Source organism: Streptomyces sp. NPDC006733 (genome assembly GCF_040636125.1).
Classification (GTDB): domain Bacteria; phylum Actinomycetota; class Actinomycetes; order Streptomycetales; family Streptomycetaceae; genus Actinacidiphila.
On record NZ_JBEYJD010000035.1, the window covers coordinates 50,249 to 69,060 of the forward strand.

16 protein-coding genes and 1 pseudogene are annotated in these 18,812 nt (G+C 73.1%); 9 read left to right on the forward strand and 8 right to left on the reverse strand.

The features are described 5' to 3' along the window. Positions 1-10: 10 nt before the first annotated feature. Both ABZ721_RS28115 and ABZ721_RS28120 read right to left on the reverse strand, forming a co-directional pair. Entirely contained in the window at positions 11-1,072 is a 1,062-nt protein-coding gene (locus ABZ721_RS28115) for a cation diffusion facilitator family transporter (RefSeq protein WP_358791522.1), read from the reverse strand. 205 nt (positions 1,073-1,277) lie between these two features. Further along, a complete protein-coding gene (locus ABZ721_RS28120; RefSeq protein ID WP_358791523.1) occupies positions 1,278-2,468 on the reverse strand; it encodes a helix-turn-helix domain-containing protein in 1,191 nt (396 codons plus the stop codon). Positions 2,469-2,720: 252 nt separating this feature from the next. On the opposite strand from ABZ721_RS28120, the gene ABZ721_RS28125 reads away from it, so the two are divergent. Beyond that, a complete protein-coding gene (locus tag ABZ721_RS28125) occupies positions 2,721-3,980 on the forward strand; it encodes a YncE family protein (protein WP_358791524.1) in 1,260 nt (419 codons plus the stop codon). 25 nt (positions 3,981-4,005) lie between these two features. On the opposite strand, the gene ABZ721_RS28130 is transcribed toward ABZ721_RS28125, so the two are convergent. After that, positions 4,006-5,121: a M20/M25/M40 family metallo-hydrolase gene (locus tag ABZ721_RS28130; protein WP_358791575.1), complete on the reverse strand. Its 1,116-nt coding sequence runs from the start codon at positions 5,119-5,121 to the stop codon at positions 4,006-4,008. A 227-nt stretch (positions 5,122-5,348) separates the two neighbouring features. On the opposite strand from ABZ721_RS28130, the gene ABZ721_RS28135 reads away from it, so the two are divergent. Continuing rightward, on the forward strand, positions 5,349-6,248 hold the full coding sequence (locus ABZ721_RS28135) for a LysR family transcriptional regulator (RefSeq protein ID WP_358791576.1): 900 nt from the start codon (positions 5,349-5,351) through the stop codon (positions 6,246-6,248). Positions 6,249-6,266: 18 nt separating this feature from the next. Here the strand turns inward: ABZ721_RS28135 and ABZ721_RS28140 are convergent, their stop codons facing one another. After that, positions 6,267-7,361 (reverse strand): hypothetical protein, encoded by a 1,095-nt coding sequence (locus tag ABZ721_RS28140; RefSeq protein ID WP_358791525.1) that lies wholly within the window; start codon positions 7,359-7,361, stop codon positions 6,267-6,269. 230 nt (positions 7,362-7,591) lie between these two features. Between ABZ721_RS28140 and ABZ721_RS28145 the strand changes: the two genes are divergently transcribed. The 3 genes from ABZ721_RS28145 (at position 7,592) to ABZ721_RS28155 (ending at position 10,204) form a co-directional block, all read left to right on the forward strand. Next, a complete protein-coding gene (locus ABZ721_RS28145) occupies positions 7,592-8,380 on the forward strand; it encodes an NPP1 family protein (protein WP_358791577.1) in 789 nt (262 codons plus the stop codon). Between the two features lie 241 nt (positions 8,381-8,621). Further along, complete coding sequence (locus ABZ721_RS28150; RefSeq protein WP_358791526.1) at positions 8,622-9,212, forward strand: TetR/AcrR family transcriptional regulator; 591 nt, start codon at positions 8,622-8,624, stop codon at positions 9,210-9,212. 215 nt (positions 9,213-9,427) lie between these two features. After that, positions 9,428-10,204: a polysaccharide lyase family 7 protein gene (locus ABZ721_RS28155; RefSeq protein ID WP_358791527.1), complete on the forward strand. Its 777-nt coding sequence runs from the start codon at positions 9,428-9,430 to the stop codon at positions 10,202-10,204. Positions 10,205-10,254: 50 nt separating this feature from the next. Here the strand turns inward: ABZ721_RS28155 and ABZ721_RS28160 are convergent, their stop codons facing one another. Beyond that, on the reverse strand, positions 10,255-11,094 hold the full coding sequence (locus ABZ721_RS28160) for an alpha/beta hydrolase (protein ID WP_358791578.1): 840 nt from the start codon (positions 11,092-11,094) through the stop codon (positions 10,255-10,257). A 165-nt stretch (positions 11,095-11,259) separates the two neighbouring features. After that, positions 11,260-11,700: pseudogene (locus ABZ721_RS28165) on the reverse strand (isochorismatase family protein); the annotation flags it as partial. A 93-nt stretch (positions 11,701-11,793) separates the two neighbouring features. Between ABZ721_RS28165 and ABZ721_RS28170 the strand changes: the two are divergent. From ABZ721_RS28170 to uvrA, 3 genes are all read left to right on the forward strand, one after another. Next, positions 11,794-13,017 carry a GDSL-type esterase/lipase family protein gene (locus ABZ721_RS28170; RefSeq protein ID WP_358791528.1) on the forward strand — a complete coding sequence of 408 codons (1,224 nt, stop codon included), beginning with the start codon at positions 11,794-11,796 and terminating at the stop codon, positions 13,015-13,017. 101 nt (positions 13,018-13,118) lie between these two features. Continuing rightward, complete coding sequence (locus ABZ721_RS28175; protein ID WP_358791529.1) at positions 13,119-13,703, forward strand: GNAT family protein; 585 nt, start codon at positions 13,119-13,121, stop codon at positions 13,701-13,703. A 114-nt stretch (positions 13,704-13,817) separates the two neighbouring features. After that, positions 13,818-16,289: an excinuclease ABC subunit UvrA gene (uvrA, locus tag ABZ721_RS28180; RefSeq protein WP_358791530.1), complete on the forward strand. Its 2,472-nt coding sequence runs from the start codon at positions 13,818-13,820 to the stop codon at positions 16,287-16,289. A gap of 128 nt (positions 16,290-16,417) precedes the next feature. Here the strand turns inward: uvrA and ABZ721_RS28185 are convergent, their stop codons facing one another. Beyond that, the gene (locus ABZ721_RS28185) at positions 16,418-16,900 is read right to left on the reverse strand and encodes an Rrf2 family transcriptional regulator (RefSeq protein ID WP_358791531.1); all 483 of its coding nucleotides are present in this window, start codon (positions 16,898-16,900) and stop codon (positions 16,418-16,420) included. 138 nt (positions 16,901-17,038) lie between these two features. Between ABZ721_RS28185 and ABZ721_RS28190 the strand changes: the two genes are divergently transcribed. After that, positions 17,039-17,779 carry an NAD(P)H-binding protein gene (locus ABZ721_RS28190; RefSeq protein ID WP_358791532.1) on the forward strand — a complete coding sequence of 247 codons (741 nt, stop codon included), beginning with the start codon at positions 17,039-17,041 and terminating at the stop codon, positions 17,777-17,779. A 27-nt stretch (positions 17,780-17,806) separates the two neighbouring features. Here ABZ721_RS28190 and ABZ721_RS28195 read toward each other — a convergent pair whose 3' ends face one another. Beyond that, on the reverse strand, positions 17,807-18,730 hold the full coding sequence (locus ABZ721_RS28195; protein ID WP_358791533.1) for a haloalkane dehalogenase: 924 nt from the start codon (positions 18,728-18,730) through the stop codon (positions 17,807-17,809). Positions 18,731-18,812 lie beyond the last annotated feature (82 nt).

Sequence of the window (18,812 nt, forward strand, 5' to 3'; positions counted from 1 at the left end):
ACGCCGGCCGTCAGCGACCCGCGGGGTGCTCCGCAGCTTCCCCGTCCAGCCGCTCCCGGTCCCGGCCGGCCCGCGAGCGGTCCTCGTCCGAGGCGTCGGTGATGTCGAGGAAGACCTGGTCGGCCTTCGGCCACTTCTTCCGCATCTCGCGCTTGATCCGTCCGGACACCTCCTCCACCTCCTCGCTGTCCAGCCCGCCCACCAGGTCCACCCGTGCGGCGACCAGCGTGGAATCCATGCCCAGGCGCATCGTCAGCAGCGAGGTGACGGCGTCGACCTCGGGCTGCTCGGCGAGGAAGGACCGTATCCGCAGCTGCAGCCCCGGGTCGACGGCCTCACCGATCAGCTGTCCGCGGGCGTCCTTGCCGAGCCGGTAGGCGACGTAGATGAGCAGGACGCCGATGGCCAGCGACGCGCCCGCCTCCCACTGCACCTGCCCGGTGGCCATGTGCAGCGCCATGCCGGCGATGGCCAGCAGCACGCCGATGACCGCCGTGCCGTCCTCGGCCAGGACGGTCCGCAGGGCCGGGTCCTCCGCCAGCTTGATCTGCTGGAGCAGGCCGCGTCCCGCCTCGCGGGCCTGCCCGCGCAGCTGCAGCAGTGCCTTCGCCAGCGACGCCGCCTCGGCGAGCAGCGCGACGACCAGGACGCCGAGGCCCACCAGGTAGCCGGTGTGGCTCTCCTCGCCGCTGGACCGCAGCGCCTCGAACCCCTGGAAGACCGAGAAGCAGCCGCCCATCGTGAAGATCCCGACCGCGGCGAGCAGCGACCAGAAGAACCGGTCCTTGCCGTACCCGAAGGGGTGCTCGGTGTCCGGCGCGCGCTTGCTGCGCTTGAGGGAGGCGAGCAGGAAGACCTCATTGAGGCTGTCCGCCACGGAGTGCGCGGCTTCCGAGAGCAGGGCGGGCGATCCGGCGAACAGTCCGCCGGCCGCCTTGGCGACCGCGATGACGAGGTTGGCACCGAGCGCCATGAGGATCGTGACCTTGGTCTTGCCGTCCTCCCCCGACGAGCCGCCGGGCGAGCCCTCGGCCGTCTGGTCCCCGACCGCCTTCTCGGACTGCTGTGTCATCAGCGGACAACCCTCCCGATCGTTTCTGTCGGCTTCGCCTACCCCTACGGAACACCCGCACACCCGGCCGGGAGCGGTGGCGCGCCGCCGCGACCCGGGCGGGTGATCGGGCGAGCGGCCGGCCGGCGACCCCGCCGACCGCAGGTCCGCGCGATGGGATCCGGGTCGGCGCGGTGCGAGCCGGGTCGGCGCGGTGCGAGCCGGATCAGCGGGGTGCGAGCCAGGTCCGCAGCGCCCACCACCAGTGCAGCGTGTCCAGGACGGCCGTCCGGCTCCGGGTGGTGAGGGCTTCCAGTGAGACGTCGACGGTCTCCTCGAACCGGGTGAGCCGGTAGCGGATGGTGTTCGGGTGCACGTGCAGGGCCGTCGCGGTGCGGTCGAAGCGCTGGCCGTGGTCGAGGTAGGCGAGCACGGTGGCCGCGAGTTGCCGGTGGAAGGGGTCGGCCGGGTCGAGCGCGCCGAGGAGGGTGCGGCTGAGCAGGTCCGCCATCGCGGGCTGGGCGGACAGCGCGCTCGGCCCGGCGAGGTCGGTGACGTGGTACAGGCCGCGCAGCCCCTGCTCCTGCGCCGAGCCGAGGGCGTCCCGGCACAGCGCGTACAGGGTGCGGATCCGGCGCAGGGGCGCCGCAGGCGCGACCACCACCAGCGCCTGGACGTCGAGCGGTCCGGGCGGCGGGAGGCGGCTCGCGATCCCGGTCAGCTTGCCGTCGACCAGGCCGAACAGCCCGGCGTTGACGGCGAGCTGCCGCTCCAGGGCCCGGGCCCGCACGGGGTCGGTGACGTCCGACACGACGCAGTGGTACTGCCCCTGCGGTTGCAGACCGGTCTCGGCCAGGTCGTCGCAGGACAGGGCGCGGGCGTCGCCCAGCAGGAGCCGGCGCAGCACCTGGGTGCGGGCCTCGCGGGCCGTGCGGGCCAACTCCAGCTCCGCCTCGTGGTACCCGGTGATGACGTGGATCTCCAGGGCGCCGGTGTACCGGTCCGACTGCAGCAGCACCTCCAGCATGACCTCGGCGGGTACGCCCGCGGCCCGGGCCCGCTCCGTCGCGATCTGTACCGCGCGGTTGCGGCCCGCCTGGACACCGCGCAGCAGCGCGGTGATCGGCACGCCCTGCGCGGCCCGGTCGGCACCCAGCAGGACGGCCGCCTCGAAGTCCGGTGCGACGTCCGGCGTCGCGTCCGGCGCCGCCTCGCCCGCTTCCCCGGGCCGCACGAACGCGGCCAGCCCGGCGGCAAGCATCACCTCGACGTGCCGCCGGTTCTCCGCGGGCGGCAGTCTCGCCACCTCCTCGGAGTCGGCCCGCGCCGCCGCGACGACCTCGTCGACGACGGCCGGGTCCCCGGCCATGGCCCGGAACACCGCGGTCAGCGCGCTACGACCCGCTGCAGTCTCCACGTTCTGCCGCCTCCGCCCGGTCCCCCTGGACGATTGGGGCCGAGTCACAACCGCAGGCCGCGTCCTTGGGGACCGGTGCCTATCGGTGGTGCGAGCCGCCTTGGTTTCCTGTGGACCACCGAAAAGTAGCACCAGGGTGCCGTGAGCAAGACCCCCGTCGCCCGTCGCGGCGCCGCCCCGAATCCGCCCGGACCACGGTCAACCCCCCCCTTCGGCGGGACCCCGTTCGACGCTTTCGACCCCGGAGACTCCATGAACGCGTTCAAGCGCCCGAGGACTTCTCTCGTACTGCTCGCCGCAACGCTGGCCCTCGCCGCCGTGTGCGCCGCTCCGGCCGGCGCCGAACAGCCCGCGGCGGCGGACCCGCTCAAGGAGGTGCTGTTCGTCGGGAACAACTGGGACGGCACCGCCGACGTGGTCCGCTCCACCGGCAGCTTCGCGAAGATCGGGCGCGTCAACGTGATCCCCGACAAGGCGCAGCGGCTCACCGAGATCTACCTCAACCCGGTACGGCTGGCCATCTACCTCGCCATCCAGCAGGGCCCGGGCGAGGGCCACGACCAGTACGTCGACGACATGTACACCACGCCGGACGGTCGCTCCGTGGTCGTCTCCCGCCCCAGCTTCGGCGACGTGGTCTCGATCGACCTCGCGAGCGGGAAGGTCAACTGGCGCTATCCGGTGGCGGGCTACCGCTCCGACCACATGGCGCTCTCCCCGGACGGCGGGCGCGTCGTGGTCTCCGCGTCCCTGGCGAACGCGGCGTACGTGCTCGACATCCGCACCGGGCGCCAGCTCGGCTCCTTCCAGACCGGTGCCAAGCCGCACGAGAACGTCTTCACCGAGAACGGGAAGTACCTCTGGAACATGTCGATCGGCGAGGTCCAGACGAACCTCGACGACCCGTTCTGGGACTGGACCAAGGGCGACCGGCACATCACCGTCGTCGACGGCGCCACCTACCAGCCGGTCCGCACCATCGACATGCGGGCCCGCCTCGACGCGTTCGGCCGCTCGGACCTCTCCAACGCCGTGCGCCCGGTGGCGTTCTCCCCGGACTTCTCGAAACTGTACTTCCAGGTGTCGTTCTTCAGCGGCTTCGTCGAGTACTCCGTCGCCACGGACACGATCACCCGGATCAAGACCCTGCCGGTGAACCCGGCGACCGATCCGGACCGGACCACGTGGCCCAACGACTCGCGCGACCACGGCCTGGCGATGAGTCCGGACGGCGCCAAGCTGTGCGTCGCCGGCACCGTGGACGACTACGCGACGGTCGTCGACCGGGCGACGCTGCAGGAGGGCCCGCTCGTCCCCGCGTCGAAGCCGTACTGGGCCACGCTGAGCGGGGACGGCAAGGCCTGCGTCATCTCCGAGAGCGGGGCGAACCAGATCACCGCGATCGACTTCGCCACCGGTCAGAAGATCCTCTCCGTCCCCGTCGGCTACCACCCCCAGCGCGTGCGCGTCGGCCACGTCCCCGCCGCCTGGACGGGACCGGCCACCGGCTGACCCGCCGGGTCCCGCGGTGCGCAGGTCACCGCGGGGCCCGCGCGATCAGCTGGGCCAGCAGCCGGGTGCGGGGGACGATCCGGTCGACCACGACGTGTTCGGAGTCCGCGTGGGCTCCGCTGCCGACCCCGCCCAGGCCGTCCAGCGTCGGGCAGCCGACACCCGCGGTGTAGTTGCCGTCCGAGGCGCCGCCGACCGCGATCCCCCGCAGCGGCTCCTGACCGAGTTCCGCGCAGATCCCGGCGGCCAGCGCGAACAGTGCGGCGGACGACTCCGGTTCCATGGGCGGGCGCTGCCCGCCGCCCAGCACCTCCAGCCGCGCGCCCGGCGTGCGGGCGGTCAGCCCGCGCAGCAGGACGTCCGTCCGCTCCTGGGCGGACGCGCTGGGGACCCGTACGTCCACCGAGATCCTGGCCAGCGCGGGCACGGTGTTCAGCGTGCTGCCGGCGGTCAGGAGGGTGGGCGTGACGGTGGTGGCCCCCAGCGCGGAGGCGGCGCCGGCCGCGTGCGCGGTGTCCGCGTCGACGGCGGACGCCAACTCGGCGATGGCCAGCACCTGGTGGGCCGCCTCGATCGCGGCGTTGATCCCTTTGTGCGGCTCCAGCCCGGCGTGCGCGGCCCGGCCGCGCACCACCACCTCGTAGCGCGACGTGCCCTTGCGGGCGGTCTTCAGCGCACCGTGTTCGTCCGCGGAGGCCTCCAGGACGAAGGCGGCCGCGCAGCCGCGCGCGGCGTGCTCGATCAGCGCCCGGGAGGTCGGTGAGCCGACCTCCTCGTCCCCGGTGACCAGCACGCACACCCCGTCCGGGGACGGCAGGGACGCCAGCGCGTGGAACATCTGCACCAGCCCCGCCTTCATGTCCAGCACCCCCGGGCCGCGCGCGATGCCGTCCACCACCGACCACGGGTGGCTGCGCAGCGACCCCGTCGGCCACACCGTGTCGTGGTGCCCCACCAGCAGCACCCGCGGGGTGCCGAACACCCACCGCAGGTGCGGCACGTCCTCGATGACGATCCTCTCGGGCGCGGCGCCCAGCAGCCGGGCGCCCAGGGCGCCGACCACGTCGGCGCTGCGCGCCAGAGCCGCGTGATCGGCGGAGAAGGACTCGCAGAGCACCAGTTCCGCCAGGTCGGCCAGGATCGCCGCCAGGTCGATGTCCGCTCCCGCGGTCACCGGCCCGGCTCCGTCCCGGCTCGCAGTACCACCAGCACGCTGCCTCCTCGGTATCGCTCACGAGCGCCGGTCCGACGACCGTCGCGACCACTGCCGCGACCACAGCCACAGCCACAGCCACCCGACAGACGCTAGAACCGGCGACGGCATTCCACCAGCGACTAGAGTGCATCGCATCCATGAGTGGGGGGAATGTGTTCGAGATCGACGCGCTGCGTCTGCTGGTCGCCGTCGCCGACACCGGGTCGTTCACCCGGGCCGCGGCCCGGCTCAACTACACGCAGTCCGCGGTGTCCCGCCGGATCGCCTCCCTCGAACAGCGGGCCGGCGGGCCGCTGTTCGAACGGCTCCCGCGCGGCGTACGGCTCAACCCGGCCGGCCACGTCCTGCACCGGCACGCCGTCGACGTGCTCGACCGGCTGGCGCGGGCGGGGCAGGAGGTCGCCGCCATCCACGCGGGGCAGGGCGGCACGCTGCGCGTCGGCGCGTTCGCGACCGCGAACATCTCGCTGGTGCCCACCGCCCTGCGGGCGTTCCAGCGGGCGCGGCCGGACATCGACGTCGTCGCCGTCGAGGGCCGCAGCGGCACGCTGACGCAACGTCTCGCCGACGGGGCCCTGGACGTGGCCGTGGTCAGCGACTACCCGTCCGGCCTCCCGACCGCCGAGGGCGTCACGACGACCGAACTGCTGCGGGACGAACTGCTCGTCGCCCTGCCCCGCGACCACCCGCTGGCCGCCGCGGAGACGATCGAACTGCACGACCTGCGGGACGAGGCATGGCTCCAGGACTCCCCCGCCGGACGGCCGGCCGTCCTCGACGACGCCTGCGCGCGGGCGGGCTTCGCCCCCCGCAAGCTCATCCGCGTCGCGGAGTGGACCGGGAAGTTCGGCTACGTCGCCGCGGGCCTGGGCGTCGCGCTGGTCCCGGCGCTGGCCGCGCGGGCGGTGCCGGCCGACCTCGTGCTGCGCCCGCTCGCCGGGCAGCTCCCCCACCGGACGATCCACCTCGCGCTGCCCGCCACTCCCCTGCCCGCCGCCCTCGCCCTGCGGGACCGGCTGCACGCGACCGCCGCCGCTACCGCCGCGCGCTGAGCCGCCGTCGGCCGCGCGTCAGCCGCCGTGTCCGGTGACCCGTCCCTGAGCGTCCGCGACCAGGAAGCCGGACCCGTGGTCGTCCGACACCGTCACGCGCAGGAGCAGGGCCCCGCTCCGCGGGTCGTGCTCGGCGGCCACCCGCCAGGCGCCGGTGTCGCCGACACCGGACGTGGTGCGGGCTTCGCGGACCAGGCCGGGGAGCCGGTCGTAGGGGAGGGTGCGCAGATCGATCCGCGGAGGGGTGCCGGCCGTCTCCCCCGGCCCGACGCCGCGGACCGACATCACGTGCTCCTCGACGGAGAACGCGACGGCGTACGGCGAGTGGGTCGCGATCAGCGCGTCGGCGGTGCGGCGCATCTGCGTCGGCAGCAGCATCGACTCCGAGGTCCGTGCGGTGGTCGTGCTCGACGACGATGATGACGAGGAGGAGGTCGTCGAGGTCGAGGCCGCCGGAGCCCCGACCCTCGCCCCGTTCCCGTCCTCGTCGTGGAACAGCTCCGCCCGGAAGGACAGGACCACGATCGCCGCACCGATGAGCACTCCGGCGACGCCGGTCAGGCAGCACGAAGCCGGCGGGCTCGGCTCCGCCACCTCGGTGGACTCCGGGGCGGAGTCCAGCCGCGCCTCGACCGCGCGGGCCGCCCATGCCGCGTCCGGTTCGGCGATGATCCTGGCCGCCCACGGCCGGTCGGCGGGGTACTCGACCACCACGATGCCGCGCGGCCGGTAGTCGGGGACGTCGACCAGGTTGATCCGCTGGGTGAACCGCACCCGGTACGCCGCGCCGCCGTCGGGTGCCACGGTCAGGACGAAGGCGATGGGCACATCCGCCCCCTCGGCGCTGGTGGCGCGCCGGCTTTCGATCATGGCCAGTGCGCGCTGCTTTTCCGGCGGCGGCGTTCGCGCACGTTTACGCCGCGCCACCACCGTCATAGCAGCGACCGTGAGGGCGAAAAGCCCGCCGCCGGCGCACCACAGGGCCGCGTCGCGGACCACGATCCCGACCGCGACCGCTGCCAGCGAGGCGCCGACCACCACGGCGGTCAGGAATCCGCGGGCCAGGGCGGCCGGCCCCGCACGACGGGGACCGGGGGTTTCAGTGATCGTCATGGGGTGATGGTGCCATCAACCGGCGGTTACCAAAGGTTCGTTCGGTAAACCTCCGGCAGAACTTCCGGTTTCCTCAGGAAAGCGTTCCCTATTCACGTCCGCGACACTGGACCTTTCGTGCGAGGACTTCTACGGTCGTCGTCACCTTCGTAGAGTTCCACAATTCCAGCGCGTAATCCGGGCGAGAATTTTCGTCCCCTATGTATTGCTATGGAGTTGATGTGCGCAGCATGCTGTCGTCATCGGTGAACCCGGGAAGAAGCAGGATCCGCCGGTCCGCGATCGCGAGCGTGCTCGGCGCGGCGGCCCTGGTGACGGGGTTCCCGACCGGCGCGAGTGCCTCCGTCCTGCCGGCGCTGCCCCAGAACGCCGACGGGCTCGAGCAGTCCTTCTCCCCGGCCTTCGACTACGACGGTGACGGCTGCTACCAGACCGCCGCCATCAGCACCGACGGCACCCTCAACCCCGGTCTGAAGCCCGGCGGCGACGTCAACGGGCACTGCCACGACGCCGCCCAGCTGGCGAACTCCAACACGTACTCGCGCGAGAAGTGCAACAACGGCTGGTGCGCGGTCGTGTACGCGGGCTACTTCGAGAAGGACCAGGCCACCCTCGGGCCGGCGGCCATCGGGCACCGGCACGACTGGGAGCACGTCGTGGTGTGGGTCAAGGAGAACCAGGTCCAGTACGTCTCGACGTCGCAGCACAGCGGTTGGAAGGCGTACCCGCGGTCGGCGGTGCGCTTCGACGGCTCCCACCCGAAGGTCGTGTACCACAAGGACGGCGCCTCGACGCACTTCTACCGCCTCGCGAACGCGAACGATGAACCGGCGGAGAACACCACCGGCAACTGGTTCTATCCGCGCCTGGTCGGGTGGAATGGCTACCCGGCGGGCCTGCGCGACAAGCTCATGAACGCGGACTTCGGTTCTGCCACGATCAAGATTTCGGACAGCACCTTCAACGACGCCCTCAACAACTCCAAGCCCGCCGGGATCCCGTTCGACCCCTACGCCTGAGATCAACTCGTCGCTCCGAGGCCCCTGTTGCCGCGTCCACCGAACACGTGGGCGCGGCGCAGGTGTTCGACTCAATACGGGTGATTCTCGGCCACATTCCCCAGGCCCGGTAGCCGAGCGTAGATCGCTCGCGTACGTTCAGTTCTCGTTGCACATGGCCAGCAGCGACAGCGGGGGTTCGGCCGTCGTCCCGTGGGGGGAACGACGGCCGGGCCTCCGGCTCATCCTTAAGGGAGTCGTGGTGACAGGACGTCCTCGGGGAGTGCACGACTCGGCGATCCTGCGGACCACGGCCGAGGTGATCGGCCGGGTGGGTCCCGCGGGGCTCACCCTGGCGGTGGTGGCCCGCGAGGTCGGGATGGTGCCCGCCACGCTCGTGCAGCGGTTCGGCTCCAAGCGGGGCCTGCTGCTGGCCCTGGCCGAGCAGTCCGCGCAGGACGCGGACGCGCTCTTCGGGCGCGCGCGATCCGCGCACGAGACGGCCCTGCAGGCGTTGGTGGCCCTGACAGTGGAGGCGATGGCCCCCATGTCCTCGCCCGAGGCGTACGCCAACCACCTCGCCTTCCTGTGCGTCGACCTGACCGACCCGGAGTTCCACCAGCACGCCCTGGCCGCACACCGGGCCTACGCGCGAGCGGTGCGGAACCTGCTGGCGGAGGCGGTGTCCACCGGTGCGCTCCGCGCGGGCACCGATGTCGCCGCCCTGGCGCGGTCCGTCCAGGCGGCGGCCGCCGGCACGGGGCTGATGTGGGCCCTCGACCGGGAGGGCAGCCTCGCGGAGCGCATCGGGCAGGGCATCGACAGCGCCCTGTCCCCCCATCTCCAGCCGTAGGCCCGGACCGCACGGGAGCGCTCCGCGCGGGGCACCCTCCGGCAGCAGTTCTTTCACGTATATGAACCGTACGTAGCGGCCTGAATCGGAGGGAAGAACTCCGTGCTGCGGCAGGACCGTTGACCCGGCATCGCGGCCGTGCTATTCAGATCTGGCGCACCCGTTGGACTAGACCTAGTTCACATTCATGAACACAGCGCTGGAAGGCCCCCCACATGAGATCTCGGTCCAAAATCCTCGTCCTGGCCACCGCCGCCGGCATAGCCGGCACGATCGGCCTGCTGGGCACCACCGCGCACGCGACGTCCCCCTCCGTCGCGCCCGGTGGCAACTTCAACCTGTCGGTGTGGCAGCTGCAGGAGCCGGTCGGCTCCCCCGGCTCGCCGACCACCATCTCGTCGGCCCGGCTGCAGGGCGCGAACGGGTTCCAGGACTCGTACTTCTACACCGACACCCGCGACGGCGCGATGACCTTCTGGGCGCCGGAGAAGGGCGTCACCACGCCCAACTCGAACTACGCCCGCAGCGAGCTCCGCGAGATGAACTCCAACGGCAGCTCCGCCAACTGGTCGCTCAGCGGCGCCCACAAGCTCAACGCGACCCTGCGCGTGGTGTCCGTGACGTCGAACGTCTGCGTCGGACAGATCCACCTCGGTACGGGCGGATCCTCCACCAAGCCGCTGATCGAGCTGTACTACCGCGCGAGCGGTGACATCGTCGCGGGCCTCGAGAACTCGCCCTCCGGCGGCCAGACGCCGCACACGGTCGGCCACGTGGCCATCGGCAAGACGTGGAGCTACACGATCGCCGTCTCCGGCGGCCACACGATCGACCTGACCGTCAACGGCAGCACGACGCACTACCCGATCCCGTCGTCCTTCAACGCGTACAAGCAGTACTTCAAGGCCGGCTCGTACAACCAGTCGTCCTCCAGCAGCACCACCAAGGGCGCACGCGTGGCCTTCTACGGACTGACCGTCTCCCACAGCTGAGCGGCTGTCCCGCACAGCACGGGCCCCGCGCCCCGCGCGGGGCCCACCGGTCAAGCGCGGTCCAGGAACGCCGCGACGCGCGACACGAACGCCGACGCGTCGTCCAGCCACGGAAAGTGGCCCGCGTCCGGCTGCACGACGAGGCGGGCACCGGGGAACACCGCCGCGACCTCGGCCACGGCGGTCGGCGGGGCACCCAGGTCGACCTGCCCGGCGACCAGCAGTACCGGCGCGCCGAACCCGGCGAGCGCCGTGCGGGTGGCCTCCGGGTCGAAGGCGCCCTCCGCGCCGAAGGCCTCCGTCACCGCCTCGTCGCGCTGCCCGTCCTCGGCCGCCTGGTGGGCCCGGGCCGCGGCGTCCCAGCGGCCGTAGGAGAAGGGCGCGACGGCCTGCCAGTTCTCCGCGGTGAAACGACCCGCCCCCAGCGCCTCCAACGCGGCGTACGCCGCCGGGAACCACGGCTCGTCGGCGCGCAGCCGCGCGGTCGCACGGCGGGTCTCCCCGGTGATCGTGACGCCGACGGCCCGGGTGCTCGGGGTGACCAGCACGAGCTTGCCGACGCGCTCCGGGTACCGGGCCGCGTACAGGGCCGCGAGGTTCGCGCCGGCGGAGTGGGCGAGCAGGTCCAGCCGGTCGAGGCCGAGGTGCTCCCGCAGCGCCTCCACGTCGTCGACGAGGCGGTCGCACCGGCAGGAGGCGGGATCCGCCGGCATCGCGGACCGCCCCGTGCCCCGCAGATCCAGCATGATCAGCTGCCGGTGGGCGGACAGGCCGCCGAGCCGGCCGAGGTACACGGAGTCCTGCGGGCCGCCGGGCAGGCAGATCAGCGGGGCGCCGGTGCCGACCACGTGATGGGCGAGGTCCGTTCCGTCGTGCGCCGGGAAGACCACCGTGGTCCGCTGCCCGCCGGCCGCGGGGGGCGAGGTGAACGGGACGTCCGCGGCGTGGGCGACGACCTCGGCGTCGCTGCCCAGCGCCCACTCGGCGACCCGGGAGACCGTCGCGGCCGCGATCCCCTCGCTGATCCCGGGCGCCGCCGGAACGTCCTGCGTCGCGTGCGCGTCGTGCGGCAGCACCACCCGGAACCCCCGCGCCAGGGCGGTGCGGGCCGTCGCCTGGACACACATCTCGGACATCACCCCGCACACGGCGAGCGCGCGCACCCCCGCGTCGGCCAGCACGGTGCCCAGCGACGTGCTGTCGAAGCCGTCGTCCCGGGGCTTGCGGATCACCACCTCCGCCGGCCCGGCCTCGACGGGGTGGTGCAGTTCCCAGCCCGGCGTGTGCGGCTCGTCCTCCGCCCCGGCCGGTCCGTCGTTCTGCAGGTGCACGACGAGCGCACCGCTCCGCCGGGCCCGCGCGAGCAGCTCCGCCGTCCGCTCCACGAGCCGCTCCGCGGCCGGCACCGCCCCCGCGCCGGTGACGAAGGCCGACTGGACGTCCACGACGATCAGGCACTCCACGGGCGGCACGCTATCGATCATGGCGCCCATCATGACGGGCGCCGCCGCGCACCTCCACCCGATTACCGCGTACGCCGCCGCCGGAAAACCCTGTGCGGGCCACGTGTTCGTTGACAAGGTGGGATCATGACGTCTCCGCACGACCCCGGCCCCGGATCCGCCGCTCCGCCCCAGGGCGGGCAGTGGATCGTCACGCCTCTCACGGGCGACCTGCTCCGCGGCGCACTCGACCTGGAGCAGACCGATCGGGGGCTGCTGCCGCACCGGCTGCCCGCGCGGGCGCGTGCCCAGTGCGCCGACGACCACCTGGCCACGGTGGAGGCCCAGCCGTCCGGTGTACGGCTGGTCCTGCGGACCCGGGCCACCGCCGTCGAACTGGACACCCTGCGGACCAAGATGGCCTACGGGGGCGCCCCGCCGCGCCCGGACGGGGTGTACGACCTGCTCGTCGACGGCCGCCTCACCGCGCAGGCGAGCGTCACCGGTGGCGACGTGCTGTTCGTGGACATGGTCACCGGATCGCGGGAGGAGCGGACCGGGCCGGCCGGCACCGTGCGCTTCCGCGATCTGCCCGACCGGATGAAGACCGTGGAGATCTGGCTGCCGCACAACGAGCAGACCCGCCTGGTGGAACTGCGCACCGACGCCCCCGTGGAGGCCGTGCCGGACGACGTCCGCCGCGTGTGGCTGCACCACGGCAGTTCGATCAGCCACGGCTCCGACGCCACGAGTCCCACCGGCACCTGGCCGGCGGTGGCCGCCTCCCGGGGCGGCGTGCAGCTGGTCAACCTCGGCCTGGGCGGCAGCGCGATGCTCGACGCCTCCACCGCCCGCGCCATGCGGGACACCGCCGCGGACCTGATCAGCGTCAAGATCGGCATCAACCTGGTCAACGGCGACGTGATGCGGCTGCGCGCCTTCACCCCGGCGGTGCACGGGTTCCTCGACACCCTGCGCGAGGGCCATCCCACCGTTCCGCTGCTGGTCGTCTCCCCCATCCTGTGCCCCGTGCACGAGGACACCCCCGGCCCCACCGCACCGGACCTCAGTCGGCTCGCGGAGGGCACGGTCCGGTTCGTGGCCACGGGCGACCCGGCGGAGCGGTCCGCGGGCAAGCTGACGCTCAACGCCATCCGGGACGAGCTGGCCCGCATCGTGAAGCAGCGGGCGGGCGACGACCCGAACCTGCACTACCTCGACGGCCGCGACCTCTACGGCGACGCGGACTTCGCCGAGCTGCCGCTGCCCGACCAGCTGCACCCGGACGCGGCCGCCCACCGCCGCATCGGCGAGCACTTCGCCGCCGCGGCCTTCGGCCCCGACCGCCCGTTCGCGGCCGAGCGGATCTGACGCGCCCGCACCAGGTCGCGCCGCCCACCGAGCACCGCAGAACGGAACGCGCGGCCGTGCGAGGATCCCTGCACCGCGCACGACCGCCGAGGAGGACGACATTGTTCGCGAAATCGCTGGGTGACGGAGCCGAACTGCGGCCGCTGGAACCCTGGCAGGCCGAGGAGTTCCTCGCCCACATGGACCGCGGCCGCGAGTACGTCGGACAGCACGTCGGGCTGCCCGACGCCACGCCCGACCTCGACTCGACGCGCGCCTGGCTCCAGTCGTACGCCGACAAGACGGCCACCGACACGGGGCGGCTCTACGGCATCTGGCTCGACGGGCTCCTCGTCGGCGGCGTCCTGTTCCGGCTCTTCGACACGCAGACCGGGACGTGCGAGGCCGGCTGCTGGCTGGAGCCGGCGGCCTCCGGCCGCGGCCTGGTCACCCGCGCGGCGCGCGTGATCATCGACTGGGCGGTCGAGGAGCGCGGCATGCACCGCGTGGAGTGGCTGGTGTCGTCGAAGAACACCCCGAGCATCAACGTGGCCAAGCGGCTCGGCATGAGCCGCGACGGGGTGCTGCGCGAGAGCTTCCTGTACCGGGGGGTCCGGCAGGACACCGAGGTCTGGTCGGTGCTCGCCCCCGAGTGGCGCTCCGCCCGCGCCGCGCACCCGGCCGATCCGCCCCGGACCCAGGCGTAGCACGGGCCGCAGCCGCCCCCGGCCCCGCCCGGATGCCGATACGGGCCGGGCAGGTCAGGCTGGAGGGAGGTCGGGCCGATCGGCGGCAGGCTGCTCCCGGGGCGAGGAGGGGACGTGGACAGCGACGCGAGCGACCACTTCGTCCACGTCCGGGGCGCAGCCGAGCACAACCTCAAGAACATCGACGTCGACATCCCCCGGGACGCGATGGTCGCCTTCACCGGGGTCTCCGGCTCCGGCAAGTCCTCACTGGCCTTCGGGACGCTCTACGCCGAGGCCCAGCGCCGGTACTTCGAGTCCGTCGCGCCGTACGCCCGCCGGCTGCTGCAGCAGGTCGGCGCACCGCAGGTGCAGGAGATCACCGGGCTGCCCCCGGCGGTGGCCCTGCAGCAGCGCCGGGGGGCGCCCAGCTCGCGGTCGACGGTCGGCACCCTCACCACGCTCTCCAACCTGCTGCGGATGCTCTACTCGCGGGCCGGCACCTACCCCGAGGGCGCGTCCCGGCTGGACGCCGAGTCGTTCTCGCCCAACACCGCGGCCGGTGCCTGCCCGCGGTGCCACGGCCTGGGCGAGGTGCACGACGTCGCCGAGGAGCTGCTCGTCCCCGACCCGTCCCTGAGCATCCGCGACGGCGCGATAGCGGCCTGGCCCGGCGCCTGGCAGGGCGCCAACCTGCGCAGCATCGTCAGCGGCCTGGGCATCGACATCGACAAGCCCTGGCGCAAGCTGCCGAAGAAGACCCGCAACTGGCTGCTCTACACCGACGAACAGCCCTCGGTGTACATCGAGCCCGAGCCCGATCGGATCGACTACGGCTACTTCGGCAAGTTCTGGAGCGCGCGCGAGCACGTCATGCACGTCCTCGCCGACTCCAAGAGCGAGCGGATGCGCGAGCGGGCGCTGCGGTTCGTCCGCAGCGTGCCCTGCCCGGTGTGCGGCGGCAGCGGGCTGCGGCCGGAGGCGCTCGCGGTGACCGTCGCCGGGCACTCCATCGCCGAGGTCAACGCCCTGCCGCTCACCGGGGTCGTCGCCGTGCTGCGGCCCATCGCCGCGCTGACCGACGCCGGGGCGACCACCTCGACCGCCGTGTCCGGGGAGCGGACCGAGGTCGCGGTCCGGATCAGCGCCGACGTCGTCGCGCGGGTGGAGGTCCTGCTCGACCTGGGGCTGGGCTACCTCAGCCTGGGGCGCAGCTCGACGACCCTGTCGCCGGGCGAGGCGCAGCGGCTGCGGATCGCCACCCAGCTGCGTTCCGGGCTGTTCGGCGTGGTCTACGTGCTCGACGAGCCGTCCGCGGGCCTGCACCCGGCGGACGCGGAGCCGCTGCTGGACGTGCTGGACCGGCTGAAGGCGTCGGGCAACTCCCTGTTCGTCGTGGAGCACGACATGGACGTCGTACGGCGCGCGGACTGGGTGGTCGACATCGGCCCCGGCGCGGGCGAGGGCGGCGGGCGGGTCCAGTACTCCGGACCGGTGGCCGGCCTGGAACACGTCGAGGAGTCGGCCACCAGCCAGTACCTGTTCGGCCGCGCGGCGCCGCCGGAGCACCGGCTGCGCGCGCCGCAGGGGTGGCTGCGCCTGCACGGCGTCTCCCGGCACAACCTGCGCGACGTGTCCGTCGAGATCCCGCTGTGCGTCCTGACGGCGGTGACGGGGGTGTCCGGCTCCGGCAAGTCGACGCTGGTCACGCAGGTGCTCGCCGAGGTCGTGCGCGGCCATCTCGGGGTGGCGGCCGACGAGGACGACGAGGCGGCGGGGCTCGAGATCGACGTGCGCGACGCGTCGGGCCTCGAGTCGTTCGACCGGCTGGTCCGCGTCGACCAGCGGCCCATCGGCCGCACGCCCCGCTCCAACCTGGCGACGTACACGGGGATGTTCGACGCGGTCCGCAAGCTGTACGCGGCGACGGAGGAGGCGCGGGCGCGCGGGTACGCCCCCGGCCGCTTCTCCTTCAACGTCCCCGAGGGCCGCTGCGAGTCCTGCCAGGGAGAGGGGTTCGTCGCGGTCGAACTGCTCTTCCTGCCCGGGACGTACGCGCCGTGCCCGACCTGCCACGGCGCGCGGTACAACGCCGAGACGCTCGAAGTGACCTACCGGGACCGGAACATCGCGGACGTGCTGGCGATGACCGTCGACGAGGCGGCCCCGTTCCTCGCCGACGTCCCGGCCGCCGCCCGCAGCCTGGAGACCCTGCGGGAGGTGGGCCTGGGGTACCTGCGGCTGGGCCAGCCGGCGACCGAGCTCAGCGGGGGCGAGGCCCAGCGCATCAAGCTCGCCACCGAGCTGCAGCGGGCGCGCCGGGGCCACGCCCTGTACCTGCTCGACGAGCCAACCGCGGGACTGCACCCCGCGGACATCGCGCTGCTGCTGCGGCAGCTGCACCGGCTCGTCGACGCCGGCAACACCGTCGTCCTGGTCGAGCACGACCTGGACACGATCGCCACCGCCGACTGGGTCATCGACCTCGGCCCGGGCGGCGGGGACGCCGGCGGCCGAGTGGTCGCCACGGGCACGCCGGCGAAGGTGGCCGCGTCGAAGCGCAGCGCCACGGCGCCCTATCTGGCGCGCCGGCTGGCGCGCTCCTGAGGTCGCTCCCCGCCTTCCCGGGCGTGGAAGGCGTCCAGGGCGGCCCGTTCGTCCGCCGTCAGGTGCTCTACGCCCGGACCTCGGCGGCCGAGGCCCTGCTGACGGCCGCGTCGTAGCCCTGGCCCGGCTCAGGCGACCGGCGTGCTCAGCCAGGCGCCGATGCCGGCCATCGCGCCGGGGCCGTAGTCCGAGCCGACCTCCTGGACCAGGTCGGCGATCGAGACGGCCCGCAGCGCCGCCCGCCACGCCGTGTCCGCCGCCGCCATCGCGCGGGCGATCGCGCAGGGGGCGGTGCAGGACTCGGCCGGGGTGGCCAGTGGACCGCGCTGGCGGATCTCGGTGCAGGCGAAGGCCGGTTCCGCACCGTCGACGGCCTCGACCACGTCGAGCACGGTGATCGAGGCGGGCTCCCGGGTGAGGACGTAGCCGCCCGCCTTGCCCTGCACCGACCGCACGAGTCCGGCGCGGGACAGCGCCTGCAGCTGCTTGGCCAGGTAGCTCGCCGAGACGTCGTGCAGCTCGGCCAGCCGGGTCGCGGGGACCGGTTCCCGGGCGGAGGTGAGCACGACGCAGCAGTGCAGGGCCCACTCGACTCCGCCGGACATCTTCATTCGGCCACTCTAACGAGGTGCTTGACTCGGACAATATGCATCCGAGTATAGTCCCGGATAGAACATGTCCGAGTTTGAGGTGCGCGGTGTCCCCGCGGCGCCGCCTCGCGGACACCCACCCCCGACGGAAGGCATCTCATGAAGTTCGCGGTCATCGGCGGAACCGGGCTGATCGGGTCGCAGGTCGTCACCGCCCTGAACGCCGCCGGACACGAGGCGGTACCCCACTCGCAGTCCTCCGGCACCGACGTCATCACCGGTGAGGGCGTGGACAAGGCGGTGGCGGGGGCCGACGTCATCGTCAACCTGACCAACTCACCGACCTTCGACGAGGCCTCCCCCGCCTTCTTCCGAACCTCGATGGAGAACCTGCTGGCCGCGGGCGAACGGGCCGGCGTCGGGCACTTCGTCATCCTCTCGATCGTCGGCGTCGACCAGGTGCCGGAGCTGGACTACTACCGCGCCAAGGCGCTCCAGGAGAAGATCCTCGCGGCCGGACCGATCCCCTACTCGATCGTCCGCGCCACGCAGTTCATGGAGTTCGTCGACGCGGTGCTCTCCTGGACCACCGAGGGCGGCACCGTCCGGCTGCTCGCCACGCCGATCCAGCCGATCGCCGCCGCGGACGTGGCCGCCGCCGTGGCGGAGGTCGCCGCGGGCGCCCCGCTGGGGGGCATCCGCAACATCGCCGGGCCCGAGGTCTTCCCCCTCGACGAGCTGGGCCGCATCACGCTGTCCCGCACGTCCGACGGCCGCACCGTCGTCACCGACCCCACGGCCGGCATGTTCGCCGCCGTCAAGGGCGACGTCCTCACCGACCCGGGCGCGCACCTCGCCCCCACCCGCTACGCCGACTGGCTCGCCCGCGCCGCCCGGTGAGGCCGTAGGCCCCCGCCCCGCCCGAGGTCAGTGCGCGGTGAGCCCCTGGGCGTCCAGCCAGCGCGCGATCGCCGCGCCGATCGCGTCCGGCTGGTCCTCGGGGGCGTGGTGCCCGGCCGGGCCGCAGTGCTCGATCTCCAGGGCGGCGATGTGCTCCCGGCTCCAGGCGATCAGCTCCTCGCCGATCAGCAGGGTGGGCGAGGAGTCGAACGTCAGCAGCAGCTTGGGGACCTCGGCGCTCGCGGCCAGCCAGGCGTCGTAGGCGGTGACGCGGGCGACGACGTCGGCCGGTGCGCCGTCGATCGGCATCATGCGCGGCCAGGCCAGCAGCGGGCGGCGGCTGCGCGGGGTCGGGTAGGGGTCGCGGTAGGGCTGGACGTCGGCCGCGCCGAGCGGGTTCAGGACGGCGCCGGTGAAGGCGGTCTCGATGAAGATGTTCTCCTCCAGCACCAGTCGCTCGCCGACCCCGGGGGTGCGGAACGCCTCGAACCGGGAGCGTGCTCGGTCGGGCAGCTCCGCGGAGGCCAGGGGTTTGAGCATCGTCTCCAGCAGGACGACCCCGCGCACCCGCGCCGGGTGGCGGGCGGCCCGGTCCAGCGCCAGGACGCCGCCCCAGTCGTGCCCGACCAGCACGACCTCGTCCAGCCCCATGGCGTCGAACCAGGCGTCGAGGTAGCGGACCTGGTCGGCGAAGGCGTAGTCGATGTCGGGCTTGCCGGAGGCGCCCATCCCGATCAGGTCGGGCGCCAGGGTGCGGGTCCGGCCGGAGACGTGCGGGGTGACGTTGCGCCACAGGTGCGAGGAGGTCGGGTTGCCGTGCAGGAACACCACGGGCAGGGGGCCCGCGCCGGCCTCGGCGTAGGCGATGTGGGAGTCGATGACGTCGACGGTGGCCATGGTCGCCGGATCCTCTTCTGTCGTCCTTGTTCCGCCCGCCCGGCGAACGTTCACTCCACGAACGTTCGCCGCACTAACGGATTGATGACGGCGACGCTATACCGTTAGTGCGACTAACGCAACGGGTAGGATCCGT